Source organism: Pseudomonas sp. SLFW (genome assembly GCF_009905615.1).
GTDB classification, from domain to species: domain Bacteria; phylum Pseudomonadota; class Gammaproteobacteria; order Pseudomonadales; family Pseudomonadaceae; genus Aquipseudomonas; species Aquipseudomonas bambusae.
On record NZ_JAAAKW010000004.1, the window covers coordinates 391948 to 407867 of the forward strand.

The 15920-nt window shown below is 61.6% G+C and carries 13 protein-coding genes and 3 pseudogenes; 8 read left to right on the forward strand and 8 right to left on the reverse strand.

The genetic code is table 11. The annotated features are described in order from the left end of the window. Positions 1-143 precede the first annotated feature (143 nt). A complete protein-coding gene (locus tag GVN17_RS10185) occupies positions 144-1241 on the forward strand; it encodes an MBL fold metallo-hydrolase (RefSeq protein WP_166595122.1) in 1098 nt (365 codons plus the stop codon). A 183-nt stretch (positions 1242-1424) separates the two neighbouring features. Here GVN17_RS10185 and GVN17_RS10190 read toward each other — a convergent pair whose 3' ends face one another. The 3 genes from GVN17_RS10190 to GVN17_RS10200 form a co-directional block, all read right to left on the reverse strand. Next, positions 1425-1589 carry a hypothetical protein gene (locus GVN17_RS10190; RefSeq protein ID WP_166595123.1) on the reverse strand — a complete coding sequence of 55 codons (165 nt, stop codon included), beginning with the start codon at positions 1587-1589 and terminating at the stop codon, positions 1425-1427. Positions 1590-1626: 37 nt separating this feature from the next. After that, positions 1627-3180, reverse strand: a complete 1554-nt coding sequence (locus GVN17_RS10195; RefSeq protein WP_166595124.1) for an FAD-dependent oxidoreductase — start codon at positions 3178-3180, stop codon at positions 1627-1629. A gap of 183 nt (positions 3181-3363) precedes the next feature. After that, positions 3364-3852: a GFA family protein gene (locus tag GVN17_RS10200; protein ID WP_166595125.1), complete on the reverse strand. Its 489-nt coding sequence runs from the start codon at positions 3850-3852 to the stop codon at positions 3364-3366. A gap of 183 nt (positions 3853-4035) precedes the next feature. On the opposite strand from GVN17_RS10200, the pseudogene GVN17_RS29945 reads away from it, so the two are divergent. From GVN17_RS29945 to GVN17_RS10215, 4 genes and pseudogenes are all read left to right on the forward strand, one after another. Next, positions 4036-4803, forward strand: a pseudogene (locus GVN17_RS29945) (MCP four helix bundle domain-containing protein); the annotation flags it as partial. Beyond that, the gene (locus GVN17_RS29950) at positions 4798-5661 is read left to right on the forward strand and encodes a methyl-accepting chemotaxis protein (protein ID WP_371928529.1); all 864 of its coding nucleotides are present in this window, start codon (positions 4798-4800) and stop codon (positions 5659-5661) included. The pseudogene GVN17_RS29945 and the gene GVN17_RS29950, both read left to right, overlap by 6 nt. Before the next feature lie 173 nt (positions 5662-5834). Then, on the forward strand, positions 5835-7079 hold the full coding sequence (locus GVN17_RS10210; RefSeq protein ID WP_166595127.1) for an AGE family epimerase/isomerase: 1245 nt from the start codon (positions 5835-5837) through the stop codon (positions 7077-7079). Next, positions 7076-7690 carry an LpxA family transferase gene (locus GVN17_RS10215; RefSeq protein WP_166595128.1) on the forward strand — a complete coding sequence of 205 codons (615 nt, stop codon included), beginning with the start codon at positions 7076-7078 and terminating at the stop codon, positions 7688-7690. The genes GVN17_RS10210 and GVN17_RS10215 overlap by 4 nt, the downstream gene beginning before the upstream one ends. A 71-nt stretch (positions 7691-7761) precedes the next feature. Here GVN17_RS10215 and GVN17_RS10220 read toward each other — a convergent pair whose 3' ends face one another. Further along, the gene (locus GVN17_RS10220; protein ID WP_166595183.1) at positions 7762-8841 is read right to left on the reverse strand and encodes an AbrB family transcriptional regulator; all 1080 of its coding nucleotides are present in this window, start codon (positions 8839-8841) and stop codon (positions 7762-7764) included. Between the two features lie 122 nt (positions 8842-8963). Between GVN17_RS10220 and GVN17_RS10225 the strand changes: the two genes are divergently transcribed. Then, positions 8964-9866, forward strand: coding sequence for a LysR family transcriptional regulator (locus tag GVN17_RS10225; protein ID WP_166595129.1), 903 nt, complete (start codon positions 8964-8966; stop codon positions 9864-9866). Between the two features lie 71 nt (positions 9867-9937). After that, entirely contained in the window at positions 9938-10144 is a 207-nt protein-coding gene (locus GVN17_RS10230) for a hypothetical protein (protein ID WP_166595130.1), read from the forward strand. Between the two features lie 14 nt (positions 10145-10158). Here GVN17_RS10230 and GVN17_RS10235 read toward each other — a convergent pair whose 3' ends face one another. Then, positions 10159-10680 (reverse strand): nucleoside 2-deoxyribosyltransferase, encoded by a 522-nt coding sequence (locus GVN17_RS10235; protein ID WP_166595131.1) that lies wholly within the window; start codon positions 10678-10680, stop codon positions 10159-10161. A 153-nt stretch (positions 10681-10833) separates the two neighbouring features. On the opposite strand from GVN17_RS10235, the gene GVN17_RS10240 reads away from it, so the two are divergent. Beyond that, complete coding sequence (locus GVN17_RS10240) at positions 10834-12501, forward strand: VRR-NUC domain-containing protein (protein WP_166595132.1); 1668 nt, start codon at positions 10834-10836, stop codon at positions 12499-12501. Positions 12502-12660: 159 nt separating this feature from the next. On the opposite strand, the pseudogene GVN17_RS10245 reads toward GVN17_RS10240, so the two are convergent. From GVN17_RS10245 to GVN17_RS10250, 3 genes and pseudogenes are all read right to left on the reverse strand, one after another. After that, positions 12661-14802, reverse strand: a pseudogene (locus GVN17_RS10245) (DEAD/DEAH box helicase); the annotation flags it as partial. Between the two features lie 33 nt (positions 14803-14835). Then, positions 14836-15204: pseudogene (locus tag GVN17_RS29955) on the reverse strand (helicase); the annotation flags it as partial. Between the two features lie 175 nt (positions 15205-15379). Further along, a complete protein-coding gene (locus GVN17_RS10250; protein WP_166595134.1) occupies positions 15380-15916 on the reverse strand; it encodes a CsiV family protein in 537 nt (178 codons plus the stop codon). Positions 15917-15920: the final 4 nt, after the last annotated feature.

Consider the following 15920-nt stretch of genomic DNA (forward strand, 5'->3'; position numbering starts at 1 on the left):
GCCATTCGTGCAAGCTTGAAACTACACTGTGTAGTGTAAAAGCCTGTTACAACTTCTCGCTTACTTCTTTCCGTCGTATGCAACATTCTGCAACGCGTCCGCCGTTGCAGAAACCTCCACCCGTTTCATGGAGTCAGCACCTCATGGCCTCGATCGAAAAAAACCTCGATAACGCTTCCCCGTTGCCCGTTCTTTCTCGCGAGGAGGGCCGCTACTGCAACCAGAAGCCGATGCAGCGCTCCGGGTTCCTGAAGACGCTGCGCATTTTCTGGAACGCCATGGTCAACAAGCCTCGCCACACCCGCCCGGTGGGTGAGATTCCGGTTCAGCCGCTGTCCCGTCAGCAATTGTTGGCCGCGCCGAACAACACGGTGTACCGCCTGGGCCATTCGACGGTGCTGCTCAAGCTGCGCAACCAATATTTCCTGACCGACCCGGTGTTCGCCGAGCGTGCGTCGCCGATTCAGTGGGCGGGTCCTCAGCGCTTCCACCAGCCGCCGATCAGCCTCGAAGACCTGCCGCCACTGAAGGCGGTGATTCTGTCGCACAACCACTACGATCACCTCGACCACATGAGCATCCAGGTGCTCAAGGACAAGGCTGAGCACTTCATCGCGCCGCTGGGCGTGGGCGACACGCTGATCGAATGGGGCGTGCCGGCCGAGAAGGTCCAGCAACTGAACTGGTGGCAATCGACGGAGATTCACGGCATTCGCTTCGTCGCCACGCCCGCCCAGCATTTCTCCGGGCGCAGCCTGCGCGACGGCAACCAGACGCTGTGGTGTTCGTGGGTGATGCTCGATGGCGAGCAACGGATTTTCTTCAGCGGTGACACCGGCTACCACGCGGGCTTCAAGCTGATCGGCGAGGAGTACGGCCCGTTCGACCTGACGCTCATGGAAACCGGCGCCTACAACGTCGACTGGCCAGACGTGCACATGCAGCCGGAAGAAACCCTGCAAGCCCACATCGATGTGCGCGGCAAATGGCTGTTGCCGATCCACAACGGTACGTTCGACCTGGCGATGCATGCCTGGCACGAACCGTTCGACCGGATTCTGGCACTGGCCTGGGATCGTAGTATTTCGATCACCACACCGGAAATGGGCCAGCCGTTCTACATCGATTACCCGAGCCGAGGCGAGGCGTGGTGGATGAAAGTCGAAAAAGCGTCGGAGACCCCGGCGAAGCGTCGCCACAGTCGGCGATGCAACCGACAGCAGGCCGCGAGCCGCGGGTAAGTCAGCCAGATAGCCCGGTGAAGATCTTCTGTAGGAGCGAATTCATTCGCGAACGATGGATCAGGCGACAGAGAAAGATCGGCTGTTATATCGCTTCGTGAATAAATTCACTCCCACAGTCAGGTCCGGGTCAGGCGCCACCTATCGTCGCGACCTCAGGCTTCAACGCACCTCAGTCAGCACTCAGGGCTTGTTGCGGTTACGGTCTGTGTCCTGATCCTGGCCTTTCGGATGCTCAGGATGACGAGGCTGCTCACCTTGCTGGTTCGCCTGTTTGTGCTGCTCTCCGACCTTGCCGGCGTTCTCCGGCGCGTGTTTCAGGTCTTCCCGGTCTGAGGCTTTCGTCATGGCTATGTCTCCTTCGAGTCGATCGTCGTGCGTGTTGTCACGCACCTTCGCTCATTTGCTTGATCAGCATCAGCGCCTCGTCCTTGAACAAGGGCTGTTTCATGCGTTCGGCCAGCAGGGCGACTTCCCGTTCGCGCTTGCAACCGACCACGGCAGCAACGGCCCCTTGCTTGCAGATCAGCGCCAGAAACTCGAAGGTCTCCGGTTCGCCGAGGTAAACGATGTCGTCCCACTCGTCCGCGTGACCCAGATAGTCCAGCCGCTTACCGAAATGGAAGGTCCAGAAATACGGCACGTCGCTGTAATGTTTTTCAGCGCCCAGCATGTTGCTTGCGGCGATCCGCGCCTGCTGTTGCGCCAACCGCCAGTGTTCGATCCGCAGCGGCCGGCCATTGATCGGGAAGGTGGCGATGTCGCCCGCCGCCCACACGTCCTTGCCTGCTTTCATGCCTGAGTCCACGCTCAGCGAACCATCTTCTTCCAGTTGCAGGCCGTCGACAAATTGCGTGGATGGAGAGACGCCAATGCCGATCAGTGCGAGGTCAACCGGCAGCCGCTCACCGCTGTTCAGCACGGCAGTTTCCAGACGTTTTTTGCCGCCATGGCCTTCGCCTTCAAAGCGGCTGATGTCCACATGGGTGCGGAACAGCACACCGTTTTGTTCATGAAGGGCGCGCAACGCCTTGCCGATTCGCTCGCCCAATTGATCGGCGAACGGCACTTCATGGTGGGCGAGCACGGTCACGTTAACCCCGTGCTTGCGCAGCGCAGACGCGGCTTCCAGGCCGATGAAGCTGTCGCCGACGATCAGTGCCTGTTTGCCCGGCTTGGCAGCGGCGAGGATTTTCTTTGCATCGTCACGGGAACGCAGGGTCAGGACTTGCGGCAGGTCCGCGCCAATCAACGGCAGGGCGCGAGGTTCGCCGCCGGTGGTAATCAGTACGGCGTCGTAGGCAAAGCGGCGGCCGTCTGACAGGATCAGACGCTTGTTGACGACGTCCAGCTTCATGACCTCGCCTTCGATACGCTCGATGTGGTTTTCATCGTAAAACGTGTCGTCGCGAAGGGGCGGGGTTTCGTCGGGGCGCATGTCGGCCGCGAGTACGAATTTGCTCAGCGCCGTCCGGTCGTAACCCGGCGCGACCTCCCGGTCCACCAGCAACAAGCGGCCATTGAAGCCTTTTTCCCGCAGCGCACACGCGGCGGCCGTTCCGGCGGCACCGGCGCCGATGATGACAAAGCAGCGGTCGTCGTCGGGGCGGGTGTCGTGCTCGACAGATAGCGCCTGATCGTCGACGTGAATCTGATCGTCGATCACTTGCAGCGGGTAGCGGGTCAGGGCGTCCAGCGCAGGCGGTTCGCACAGATGCCCGTCAGAAATCGCAAATTCCGCTTTGTGCCACGGACAGATCAAATGGCCGTTGCACACCGCACCGTCGGCCAGCGGGGCGCCCGCGTGGGGGCACTCCGCCTGATAAGCGCGAAACTCATCGCCATGGCGCACCAGTACGACTGTTTTCTCGCCTGCTTCAACCTGAATCCCGCGATCTCGACGAAGATCGGCCAGGCTCGCGACTCGATGCATTGCCATGTTCAATTCCTCCCAGGCTTTCTGTTGGGAGTCGGCGGGCTCGATAGAGGTTCACCGATTTTTCAGCTGCAAGCTTCGAGTGGCAAGGTGCCAGCTACGAGCAGCAAGCTACAAGCTGCAAGCAAAAACGCAATCGTGAGCATCTTGAGCGCTGCTTTTAGCTTGCCGCTTGCAGCTCGTCACTCACCGCTCTAAACCCAGGCGTTGATGCCAGTCGGCAATCGACTCTTCCGGATACTGTTCGAACTGCTGATCCTTCGGCCCGGCCTGGACTTCGACCCACGACGCCTTGGAGTCGAGCAGCAGGTGCGTGTGCTCGGGCGGGGTGGGCAGGGGCGTGTCGATGGCGGAGGCGAACGGGTGAATCAGCTCCGGCCATTCCGGGCTGAACAGCCATAATGCACTGCCGCACTGCTTACAGAAATGCCGCTCGGCGCTGCTGGTGTGCACGTGTTTGTGTTCATCGTCGCGCATTTTTGCGTGGTAGATGGCGATGCTGCTTTTGCCTTTGACCTTCAGGCTTTTGGCGTCGCCACCGAGATTGATGGCATAGCCGCCTCCGCCTTGAGTCTTGCGGCAGATCGAGCAATAGCAGCGTTGATAGGGGTAGGGGTGGGCGCTGTTCAGGCTGAACTCCACCGCGCCGCAATGGCAGGAACCTTCCAGATGCATGATGGGCCTCCGTTCTCACTCGGGTCGACTCATAGGTCTAGACCTCGCACTGGCCCAAGATTTCCCGAACGTTCGATCGGATGTTTCATGAAGTGTTCGCTAAAGAAGCCCCGCTACACGTCGATAAGCAGAGGTCGTACGACAACTGCGATCACTGCCCCCCACAATAATGAGCCTACGGTCATGAACCTACGCAACCTCACCATCGCCCGACGTGCGGGCCTCGGTTTTACCCTGATTTCCCTGCTCGTCGCGTTGCTGGGCTGGTTTGCATTAAGCCAGATGTCCACCATCCGTCAGAGCGAGGTGGCGGTCGAGAGCAACTGGATGCCGAGCATGCGGCTGGTCAGCGAGATTCGCGAAGCCATGTTGCGCATCCGCACGATTTCGCTGCGCATGGCGCTGGACACCGACCCCAAGAGCGTCGGCACGTATAAGGGCCAGATGGACGCACGGGTCAAGGTGCTGACTGACAAACTGGGGACCCTCGACACGTTCATCGACACCCCTGAAGAGAAAGTGTTGTACGACAAATTCCGCAGTACGCTGGCCGATTACCAGCGTGGCCTGAGCCAGTCGTTCGTGTTGGCGGAAAGTGGCGATACGAAAGCCATGAACACGTTGCTGCTGGTGGACATGAAAACCGCCGTCGATAATTCGGGCGCGCAGCTCGGCGACCTGACGGACTTCTATTCGCAGCAGGTCGAACAGGAAGGCAAGGCTGCAGAGTCTCAGTACCGCGCCTCGCGCAATGTGGTGTTGGTGTTCGTGCTGATCGCGGCGCTGGCGACCGTCATCCTGGCCCTGTGGCTGACCCGCAGCATCATCCAGCCGCTGGAAGAAGCGGTCACGGCAGCGGAATTCGTCGCCAAAGGCGATCTGACCCACGACATTCGCGTCGAAGGCAAGGATGAGGTCACGCGTCTGCTGACCGCGCTGCGTCTGATGCAAACCAATCTGCGCGGCACCTTGAGCCTGATCGCCAGTTCTGCCAGCCAATTGGCCTCGGCCGCCACCGCACTCAATACGGTCACCGAAGACAGCCATCGCGGGCTCAATCGACAGAACGCGGAAATCGAACAGGCCGCGACGGCGGTCAACGAAATGACCTCTGCCGTGGAAGAAGTGGCGCGCAACGCGGTGTCCACGTCCCAGGCGTCCAGCGAATCCAACGACGCGGCGCAAGACGGGCAAGCGCGGGTGATTGAAACCGTGACCTCGATCCAGAACCTCTCCAGCAACGTGCAACACACCTCGGTACTGGTGCAGACCCTGGCCGATCAGTCCCAGGACATCGGCAAGGTGCTGGACGTGATTCGCTCCATCGCTGAGCAAACCAATCTGCTGGCGCTGAACGCCGCCATCGAGGCCGCACGCGCCGGGGAGTCGGGACGCGGCTTTGCGGTAGTCGCCGATGAGGTGCGCGCACTGGCCCATCGCACCCAACAATCGACGCTGGAAATCGACAAGATGGTCTCGACCATGCGCAGCGGCTCCAGCGACGCGCTGGCGTCCATGTTGGTCAGCCGCACGCGGGCGACGGAAACGCTGGAACTGGCGCAAGGCGCGGGGGAGTCGCTGACCCGCATCACCTCGTCGATCAACCAGATTTCCGAACGCAACCTGGTCATCGCCAGCGCCGCCGAAGAACAGGCGCAAGTGGCGCGGGAAGTGGACCGCAACATCGTCAACATCCGCGACCTGTCGCAACAGTCGTCCTCCGGTGCCAACCAGATCAGCGCGTCGAGCACCGAGCTGTCGCGCCTGGCGGGGGAGTTGAACCAAGTGGTGACGCGGTTTCGCGTGTGATCGTGTTGCTGATGTCGCCTCTGCGGTTTGGCGCATGTCAGCGCTCCCTCTGGCAAGCGCTGCTTAAAGGATTCACCTCATTCACTTGCCTGACCCGGCGTTGGCTTGCATGATTCTCCCCGACTAATAATTCCTGGCGGGCTGAACCTGCCGAGCAGATAGGTGACAAGGCAATGGATGATGTGAATCGCGGTTTCAGCAGTTGGTTGCGCGCCCCTGGACACAAGGCGTGGTTGGCACAGGAGGGCAATCGCCTGTTGGCGTTCGCCAAGGCGGCCAGGCTGCCTCAGGGCTTCGGCAATCTGGACGAGCAGGGACGGTTGCCCGCCGACGCCGTCGCGGAAACCATGAACACCGCCCGCATGACCCATAGCTTTGCCCTCGCTCACATCAATGGCATTCCTGGTTGCGCCGAGCTGGTCGACCACGGCGTTGCGGCGCTGGCGGGACCGCTGCGGGATGCCGAGCATGGCGGCTGGTTCGACAAGCCCCTCGATAAAGGCGGCAGCACGGGTAAAGCTGCCTATCTGCATGCTTTCGTTGCGCTGGCCGCTTCTTCTGCGGTCGTTGCCCAGCGCCCCGGCGCCAAGGCTTTGCTCGATCAGGCGATTCAGGTCATCAGCCAGCACTTCTGGAGCGAAGAAGAAGGCGCCATGCGCGAGTCCTTCGCCCGGGACTGGAGCGACGAAGAAGCCTACCGCGGCGCCAACAGCAACATGCACAGCACGGAGGCGTTTCTGGCCCTGGCCGATGTCACCGGCGATGCGCGCTGGCTGGACCGGGCGCTGAGCATTGTCGAGCGGGTGATTCATCAGCACGCCGCCGCCAATCATCATCAAGTCATCGAGCATTTCACCCTGCAATGGCAGCCGGTGCCGGAGTACAACGCCGACAAGCCGGACGACGGCTTCCGCCCCTATGGCACGACGCCGGGCCATGCCTTCGAATGGGCGCGGCTGGTGCTCCACCTGGAAGCGGCGCGTCAGGCGGCGAAACTGGACTCCCCGGCCTGGCTGCTGGAGGACGCACGTCTGCTGTTCGAAAACGCGTGCCGCTTTGGCTGGGACATCGATGGCGCGCCGGGCATCGTGTATACGCTGGACTGGGATAATCGCCCGGTGGTGCGTCATCGTCTGCACTGGACCCACGCCGAAGCCGCCGCCGCGTCGGCCGCCTTGCTTCAGCGCACCGGCGAGCAGCAATACGAAACCTGGTATCGGACCTTCTGGGAATTCAACGAAACCCTGTTCATCGACCGCGAACACGGCAGCTGGCGCCATGAGCTGAATCCGCAAAATCAGCCGAGCGCTGATATCTGGCCGGGCAAGCCTGACCTGTATCACGCGTACCAGGCGACGTTGTTGCCCGTCTTGCCGCTGGCGCAAAGCCTCGCGACGGCGCTGGAGCGTTTGCAATGATCCGCATCGGCGACTTTATCGAATCGCTGGACACCTCAGCCCTGTCGCGCTGGGCCTCGCTCACGCCGTGGGAACTGGTCAGCCGTGCCCCTGAAATCATTCGCGAACTGTTGGTGACGCTGGGCGACGACTACGAAATCCGTGGCGACATTGCCGTTCACAAAACGGTGGTGGTCGAGGAGGGGGCGGTGCTCAAAGGGCCATTGATCATTGGGCCTGAGTGCTTCGTGGCCAGCGGCGCGTACCTGCGGGGTGGTTGCTGGGTGGGTGAGCGCTGCATCTTCGGTCCAGGCGCGGAGCTGAAAACCTCGTTCGTCTTCGATGGCACCAAGCTCGCGCACTTCAATTTTGTGGGGGATTCGGTGCTGGGCGCGGGGGTGAATCTGGAGGCGGGCAGCATCGTCTGCAATTACCGCAACGAGCGCGACGACAAGGAAGTTCGCGTGCGCGTCGACGGCCGTCTGCGTGCCACGGGCTGCGACAAATTCGGCGCGCTGATCGGCGACCGCTCCCGCCTCGGCGCCAACGCTGTGCTCGCGCCGGGGGCATTATTGGCGAAGGCCACGATCATCCGGCGCGGGGAAGTGTTTGACAGTGAACAGCAGCGGTGAAAAGCAGCGGTGAGTGGTGAGCTGCAAGCTGCAAGTGGACAGCGGTGCGGTGCGCAGCACGCTGCGATCCCTCACGCCAACCGTTGGGTCACGCGAATCACTTGCCGCGCGATGTAGGCGCCGGTGACGATTACGCCGAACAGGCGCAGGGTCTGCATGGCCAGCACGAAGCCGACGTCCGAGTGGGTGTCGATGGCGATGATCGCCATGGCGTCGAGGCCGCCGGGGCTGGTAGCGAGGTACACCGAGAGAAAGTCCTTGCCCATCATTTCGGCGATCACCCAGGCCGAGAGGGCGCACAGCAGGATCAACAGCAGCGCCCCGAGGATCATCGCGGGGAGGCGACGCCAGACGTAGTTGATCGTCACCCGGTCAAACCGCAGGCCGATGTAGCTGCCGATGGCGCCATAGGCAATCGCCAGCAGCCAGGTCGGCATGGTGATCTGCAAAATCCCGCTCAATTGCAGCGCGCCACCCAACAAGAGCGGGACCAGCAGTGCACCAGCCGGTACTTTGGCGCCGAGGGTCACGCCGACCACGATGGTCAGCACGGTCAGGCCCAGGCTCAGGAGGTTCACCCCTTGCAGCATCGCGTTGGTGCTGTGCGCATCGGTGCCACCGACATCGGCGCCAATCACCCGGCTCACCAGTGCGCCGACCATCACCACACACACCACCCGCACATATTGCATGGTCGCCACGACCCGCGAGTCGGCGCCGTAGTCTTCGGACATCGCGACCATCGCCGACGCCGCCCCCGGCGAAGTGCCCCATGCCGCCGTGCTGCCCTGAATCCCGCCCCAGCGTGCCAGCCCGATGCCCACCACGGCGCTCAGCGCGATGGTCAGCACGGTGGCGAACACCATCACGTGCCAGGAATGCATGGCCGTGAGCAACACACCCATGGTCATCGAGTGCGCCACCAGTACCCCCACCGAGCCTTGGCCGAGACGGAACACGTGTTTGTTGATCCGGATCGACGCACCGGACACGCCAAAGCCGATCGCCACCAGCATTGGGCCGAGAAACAGCGCAGCAGGAACGTGGAAGTAGCGGAACAGTTGACCGGCGCTGCCGGCGAGAACGATGAGCAGCAGCCATTGCAAAAGCGGGTGCAGGGTGTCGAGGGAAAACGGGGTGGGGCGCGACAACGAGGATCTCCAAAGCATGGGCGGTTTCCTGATGGAGTTCTGTCCAATGCGCAAAATTATCGACACTTCAATTGATCAAGTCTATTTTCTAATAATCATGAATCGATAACTTTGGTTGATATATGGACCTGCGGGACCTCACCTATTTCGAAACCATCGCCGAACTCGGTCACCTCGGTCGGGCCGCTGAAAAGCTCAATCGCAGCCAGCCGGCATTGACCAAAAGCATTCAACGCCTGGAAGAGTCGTTTGGCACCAAGCTGTTTCAGCGCGACGGGCGCCGGATCAAGTTGACCCCGGTGGGCGAGCTGCTGCAGGCACGGGGCAAGATGTTGCAGCAAAGCATCGCCCAGACCCAGCGCGAGGTGCGGGACTTTGCCAGTGGCGCGGTCGGGGAAATCCGACTGGGCTGTGCGGCGACGATGGCGGAATACCTGTTGCCCGAGCTGACCAATGCGCTGCTCAAACGGGCGCCGGACATCACCCTGAAGCTGGTCATCGGTCAGGACGACATGCTGCGCGAGCAACTGCGCTCAGGGCATCTGGACATGATCATCTGTTCCCAACGCGGCATCGAAGACGAATTCACCGCCTACCCGATCCTCACCGACGAAGCGGTGGTCATCGCCAGCCGCAATCACCCGATCTTCAACGCCCCCTACCAGATGAGCGACCTGTGCAACTACCGCTGGGTGTTGCCGCCGTTGGGAGTGTCGTCGCGGATCTGGGTCGATGAAGCGTTCACCCGTCACCACCTCCCGCTGCCCGTGGTGCAGATCGAGGCCAATTCCATTTCGCTGTTGCCGAGGCTGATCGCCCAGACGAGCCTGTTGAGCTTCATCGCCCGGGAAACCCTCGAATATGGCAAGAACATGCAATATCTGCGGGAGGTGCCGCTGGAAGCTACGACCATGACGCGGACTATCTGCGTCATTCTGCGCCGCGAGGGCTACCTCTCGCCCGCGGCCCACGCGATGGTGCAAATGCTGCGCGACGACGGGGGCTCGTTTTTCAGTTGGGTGTAATCCCGAGGCGTTCGGGAGTAGCCTTGAAACAGACAGCAACAACAGTGAACAGCCATCTGGAGGCTAGAAGCATGCAGGCACAGCCACACGAATACACCCGGATTCCGTATTTCATGAACCACGAAGACCAGCATTTTGGCGGCGATCAATCGCCCCTCAACGACGCCGACGCGGACGAAGACAGCGACCCGGAAGGCGATCTGGACCTGGGGGATTTGCGGCTGGATGAGTTCGAGGATGCGGACAAGCTGGACATCGGGTCTTCGACGTTGGGGTAACACCGCGCCGACAGCTATATCGCGTTGCCGGGTGATTGTTTCAAATGCCCGGCCAATGCCTCAACGGCCGCTTCCACCGTCCCGCTGAACCCCACCCACGTACACGCCAGCATCAGGTTCTTCGGCAGCTGAAAATCCTCCACCTGATACCCCTGCGCATCGGAACCGTCGGCATCGTGCTCAATCTGTTCGCGCAGGGGCCGCGTGTCTTCGAAGTAGGTCCAGACCGGCTTGCCCAGCGCCACGGCCATGCCCACTTCGAATGCCGTTCCGGAGTCCGGCTCGATTCCCCGGAAAGGGTTGAGATTCGCCAGCACGGCGTCGCAGCGTTTGATCATGTCGATGTTGGCGTGGCAGATCCGTCTGGCGGTGTCGTGGGGCGACAGGCCCTGTTCGACCTCATTGTCGAACGGGTACAGGCCTTCCAGCCCGTGGGCCTCGCACAGCGTTTTGAGGTAGCGCCCGTGTTCAATGGCATCGGCGCGAAAGACATCGAAACCGGCCAGATAGATGCGCGGTGTGGAAAGGGAAGGCATCACAGGCCCCTCGCAAAAACAGTGGCCCGATTGTAGCCCCTCGCTCGGTTGCCGTTGATCAGTCCAACGCAAAATCCTCATCAGTGGGGGCTGGAATCTGTACGGATAACCAGTATCCTGACGCCTTTCCGCCAGCCGTAACGTGACCGCGCCGTGAGCAATTCCCCCCTCGACAATCCGTTCTATTACCTGGAGAACTTTCGCCAGGTGCTGGGCTGGATCGGCCAGCGTTACGACGACCTGCTGAACGAGGAAGAACGCACGTTCATCGACGACTTCGCCCAACTGCCACAGCCTGCGCAGGCCTTGTTGGTGCGGATGGTCATGCGCAAGGGCGTGCTGTTTCGCGCCAGCAAGCTGACCTACGCGGAAATCGGTGACGCCCGCCAGGCCGTTGCGCCGTTGCTGGCGTGTGGCTGGGTTGACGATCAGCCACACCTCGACCTTCCAGCGCTGTTCGCCCTGTTGCGCAAGGACGAACTGAGTCAGTGCTTCAAGGCTCATGGCGTCAAAGCCACCGAGAAAAAAGCCGATCTGCTGGCGCGTCTGCTGCCGGATTTCGAACACATTCAGCCGCTGGATCACTGGTTTTCAGGCGTCGATGAAGTGATTTTTGCCTTGCAGGTCATGCCGCTGTGCGACCGGTTGCGCTTGTTGTACTTCGGCAATCTTTATCAGGAATGGTCCGAATTCGTGCTCGCGGACTTGGGCATTTATCGTTACGAAAAGGTCGAGTTTTCCCTTGAATCGCGAGGCATCAGTCAGCGCGAAGACATCGACACCTGCCTGAACCTGCACAGCTGTCGGCAGGCGCTGGACGAAGCGGAGCAACTGGAAGAGCTGGCGACTCAGGCCTTGGCGATCCAGACCCTCAATCCGTGGCTGTCGATGCGCCGGGCCAAGCTGCTGTTCCAGATTGGCCAGCAAGCCGAGCGCCAACAGGCATGGCCGCTGGCGCTGAGCGTTTATGCCCAGTCCAGCTACCCCGGCGCACGGGTGCGCAGGGTTCGGGTGCTGGAACGTGGCGAGCAGTACGCCGAGGCCATGGCGCTGTTGCAAGAGGCTCAGGCCACGCCTGAAAACGACGAAGAAACCCAGCACCTGCTGCGGATTCAACCACGGCTATTAAGGAAGCTGGGGCAGGGCGGAGGTGTGAAACGCAAGGCGCGGACAGTCACGCGGCTGGACCTGAGTGTGACGCCGCTGCCCGACCACAGTGTCGAGCGGCTGATCCAGCAGCACTTGGCCGAAGAGGGCAGCGAGGTGCACTACGTCGAGAATGCGCTGGTCAATTCGCTGTTCGGGTTGCTGTGCTGGCCGGCGATTTTCGCGCCGCTGCCGGGGGCGTTCTTCCACCCGTTCCACAGCGCGCCGAGCGACCTGTACAGCCCCGACTTTTATCAGCGGCGGGCGGCGTTGTTCGAGGAATGCCTGTCGCAACTGGACGATGAGCGTTATCTGACGGTCATCCGCGACACCTACGTGAACAAATTCGGCCTGCAATCGCCGTTCGTGTTCTGGGGCACGCTCACGCCGGAGCTGTTGGAACAAGCGCTGCATTGTCTGCCTTCCAGCCACCTCAAACGCTGGTTCCGGCGTCTGCTGCAAGACATCAAGGCCAACCGCACCGGTATGCCCGACCTGATCCAGTTCTACCCCGAACAGCGCCGCTACCGGATGATCGAGGTGAAAGGGCCGGGCGACCGCTTGCAGGACAACCAACTGCGCTGGCTGGACTTCTGCGCCCAACATGAGATGCCAGTGGTGGTGTGTTATGTGCAGTGGGCGCACAGCCCTATGACGGAAGTCAGTTCCCTGTAGCAACCGTTCGGTTGCCGGGAATCCTGTGCTGACCTGTGGGAGCGAATTCATTCGCGAAGGGATCGTATCGTCGACACCTTCTATCGCCTGTTCCATTCTTCGTCGGAATGCCGCCCAGAATGAATTCGCTCCCGCAGGACGGCGGCGTACTTTCCGGGGTTACCGCTTCACCCGCTTCGGCGGCAGGGGCAATGGCGCGAACAGCGCTTCGATGTCGTCGTCCTGCAGTCGCCAGTCTCCCGACATTCGGCCATCCAGCACACCCGCCGCCAGCGCTGATTTCTCGTGCTGCAACTGCTGGATTTTCTCTTCCACGGTGCCCCGGGCGATCATCTTGTAGACGAACACCGGCTTCTCCTGACCGATGCGATACGCCCGGTCCGTCGCCTGGTTTTCCGCCGCTGGGTTCCACCAAGGGTCGTAGTGAATCACCGTGTCCGCCGCCGTCAGGTTCAAACCCGTGCCCCCGGCCTTGAGGCTGATGAGGAAGATCGAACGCTTGCCGCTCTGGAACTCCTGCACCGGCGTGCGGCGATCCTTGGTCTGGCCGGTCAGCAGGGCGTATTCGATGCCGCGCTGGGTCAATTCCGCTTCGATCAGCCCCAACATCGACGTGAACTGCGAGAACAGCAGGATCTTGCGATTCTCCGCCAGGAGCTCTTCCAGCATGTCCATCAGGCTTTCCAGCTTGGCCGAACTGGATTGACGGGCGCTGAGGGGCGCGGTTTTGACCAGACGCAAGTCGCAACAGACCTGCCGCAATTTGAGCAAGGCTTCGAGAATGATGATCTGACTGCGCGCCGCGCCCTTGCGCGTGATTTCATCACGGACCTTTTTGTCCATCGCCAGCCGCATGGTCTCGTACACGTCGCGTTGGGCGTCATTAAGTTCGACCCAGTGCACAATCTCGGTTTTCGGCGGCAGCTCGGTGGCGACTTCCTCCTTGGTACGGCGCAACAGAAACGGCTTGATCCGCGCATTCAGGTGCTGCAACCGGGCGCCGTCACCGAGCTTTTCGATGGGCGTGCGGTAGTTGCTGCCGAACTGTTTGGCATCCCCCAGCCAGCCGGGCATCAGGAAGTGGAACAACGACCACAACTCGCCCAAGTGGTTTTCCAGCGGCGTGCCACTCAGGCACAGACGCTGGCGGGCGTTCAGTTGACGCGCGGCCTGCGCCGCCTTGCTGTTGGGGTTCTTGATGTACTGCGCTTCGTCCAGCACCAGCACGTGCAGGAGTTGCTTACTCAGCAACTCGACGTCGCGGGGCAGCAGGGCGTAGGTGGTGAGGATCAGGTCGTAATCCTCAAGGCGATCGTAGTCCTGATGCCGATTCGCGCCGTACAACGCCAGTACGTTGAGCTGCGGGGTGAAGTGTTTTGCCTCGTCTACCCAGTTGGGGATCAGGCTGGTGGGCATCACCACCAGCGCCGGGCGATCCAGGCGTCCGGCCTGTTTCTCCATCAGCAAGTGCGCCAAGGTTTGCAGGGTCTTGCCCAGGCCCATGTCGTCGGCCAGCACACCGCCAACTTCCAGCTCGCGCAGGGCCTGCATCCAGCTCAGACCTTCCAGCTGGTAAGGCCGGAGTGTGGCGTTCAGCCCTTCCGGTGCAGTGACCGGTGCGTCCTTGATGTTGACCAGCCGTTCGGAAAACTCCCGCAGCCGGTCGCCGCCTTGCCACACCAGCGGCAGGTCGTCGAGGTGCTTGAGGCGGGCGGCGTCGGCGGTGCTCAGGCGGATGGCGTTATTGCCGTCTTCACGCCAGTAGAAATCGCCGAGGGTCGCCAGCACGGTTTTCAGGCGGCCATAGGGCAGCGCCACTTGAATCGGCACGCCGCCGCGCTGGGTGAAGTGGTTGAGCTGCACCAGCAGTTGCTCGTCGTCCCGACGTTTGGCGATGCCCGCCGCGGTCATCAATTCCGGGTGGGTACGCAGCAGGTTGATCAGAATCGGCAGCAGGCTCAGACGTTCGCCGTTGACGATGATCCCCAGTTCCAGGTCGAACCAGTCGCGCTCCGGCTCGTCGTCGACCACCGCGTACCAGTCGTCCACGGCCGTGACGTCAAACCCGAAATCGTCGTTCATTTCGACCTGCCAGCCTTTGTCCCGCAGCTTGGGCAGTTCTTCGAGGATGAAGCTCAGCCAAGCCTTGTCGGTGGGCAGTTCGAACATTTCCCCGGCACTGTCCGGCAAGGCTTTGCTCTGGCGGGTGGCGATGCGAAAGCCGAGGTCCTGCAACTGCCTGCGGAACTGCGCTTCGACCTCCAGATGCCGCCGGATGCGCAGGGTTTCGGTTTTCAGGTGCCAGAGCAGATCGCTGGAACGGCCAGGGCTTGGGGTGCCCGAGGCGTACAGTTCGCGATAACGGAAGGCCAGCGCGGCGCGGTGCTGGATGTGCCGCTGCATCTTGCCGTTGCGCGGTTCGTAGGCGCTGAATTCGAAGCTCGCGAGGATCAGCCGAGGCTTGGGCTTGATGTTTTTTTCCAGCTTTTCAGGCAGGTTGGGCTTCGGTTGGACGACGGTGGCACGCTCGGTGGACTGGCGGTTGACGACGGCGAGTATGTCCGGCTGGTTTTCCGGCGCCTGCAGGTAGAACAGCGCTGCCGCACAATGCTTGCAGTTGGTGCGGACCGGGCAGGTGCATTTGCCGATCACGAACGTGCGCGTGCGCTCAGGGTCCTTGAACATCAAGGTCTGGGTGTACATTTCCAGGCCCGAACCCCGGCAAACCGTGCGCACAAGGTCGCCGCTGAGGTGTTCGACGGCCACACGTTTCTGCTGGGCATACTCAAGCCCGCGCTCCACGCTTTGTGCTTTGAACAGGGGTTCCCATGGCAGGGCCAGGACTTTTTCCAATAGGGATGACACGTCTTTTCCTACGTCAACGCGGTGCTTGAAGAGGAGTGACCTTGATCAACATGGCCAGACTCCCGTTATCCATGTAGGTCAGTTCTCCGTTCCTGACCCGGGTTGCCTGACGCATGCGTTCGCTGGTGACCAGCACGCCATGCTCGTCGAGCTGATTGACCCAGAAGTTGGCGTCGATGTCCGTGAAGCGCGCCAGGCCAAGGCTCACCGTGCCCTCGATGGGGTAATGGCCAAACTGTTCCTGGCCGCTGCTGATCGCCACCTTGCTTGGCGTCGCGCTCAGGGGTTGTTGCCAGGCGCGGTGCAGCAGCACTTTATAGGTGTCGCTGGACTCAAGCTTGCTCGCCAACGCGTCCAGCCCGGTGGAGGTCTGGTTGTCGGCGCCCAAGGGTTGCGCACCCGCAGCCCAATCTTCCGGAGCCGCCTGATTGGTGGCCGCAGGCTCGCCGTTCTGGCGGAACAGGATCAGCTCCACCTGATAGATGCCATCGGCGAAAGCTGCCGGAGCGATCAGCACCAGCAGCAGGGTGAGCGAGCGAAGCACACGCATGGTG

What these genes read in the sequence shown, in the direction of transcription:
- GVN17_RS10185 (WP_166595122.1), top strand. Translation starts at nt 144, where the DNA reads ATGGCCTCGATCGAAAAAAACCTCGATAACGCTTCCCCGTTGCCCGTT.
- GVN17_RS10200 (WP_166595125.1), bottom strand. Translation starts at nt 3,852, where the DNA reads ATGCATCTGGAAGGTTCCTGCCATTGCGGCGCGGTGGAGTTCAGCCTG.
- GVN17_RS10230 (WP_166595130.1), top strand. Translation starts at nt 9,938, where the DNA reads ATGCAGGCACAGCCACACGAATACACCCGGATTCCGTATTTCATGAAC.
- GVN17_RS10215 (WP_166595128.1), top strand. Translation starts at nt 7,076, where the DNA reads ATGATCCGCATCGGCGACTTTATCGAATCGCTGGACACCTCAGCCCTG.
- GVN17_RS10195 (WP_166595124.1), bottom strand. Translation starts at nt 3,180, where the DNA reads ATGGCAATGCATCGAGTCGCGAGCCTGGCCGATCTTCGTCGAGATCGC.
- GVN17_RS10250 (WP_166595134.1), bottom strand. Translation starts at nt 15,916, where the DNA reads ATGCGTGTGCTTCGCTCGCTCACCCTGCTGCTGGTGCTGATCGCTCCG.
- GVN17_RS29950 (WP_371928529.1), top strand. Translation starts at nt 4,798, where the DNA reads ATGCAAACCAATCTGCGCGGCACCTTGAGCCTGATCGCCAGTTCTGCC.
- GVN17_RS10190 (WP_166595123.1), bottom strand. Translation starts at nt 1,589, where the DNA reads ATGACGAAAGCCTCAGACCGGGAAGACCTGAAACACGCGCCGGAGAAC.
- GVN17_RS10225 (WP_166595129.1), top strand. Translation starts at nt 8,964, where the DNA reads ATGGACCTGCGGGACCTCACCTATTTCGAAACCATCGCCGAACTCGGT.
- GVN17_RS10210 (WP_166595127.1), top strand. Translation starts at nt 5,835, where the DNA reads ATGGATGATGTGAATCGCGGTTTCAGCAGTTGGTTGCGCGCCCCTGGA.
- GVN17_RS10235 (WP_166595131.1), bottom strand. Translation starts at nt 10,680, where the DNA reads ATGCCTTCCCTTTCCACACCGCGCATCTATCTGGCCGGTTTCGATGTC.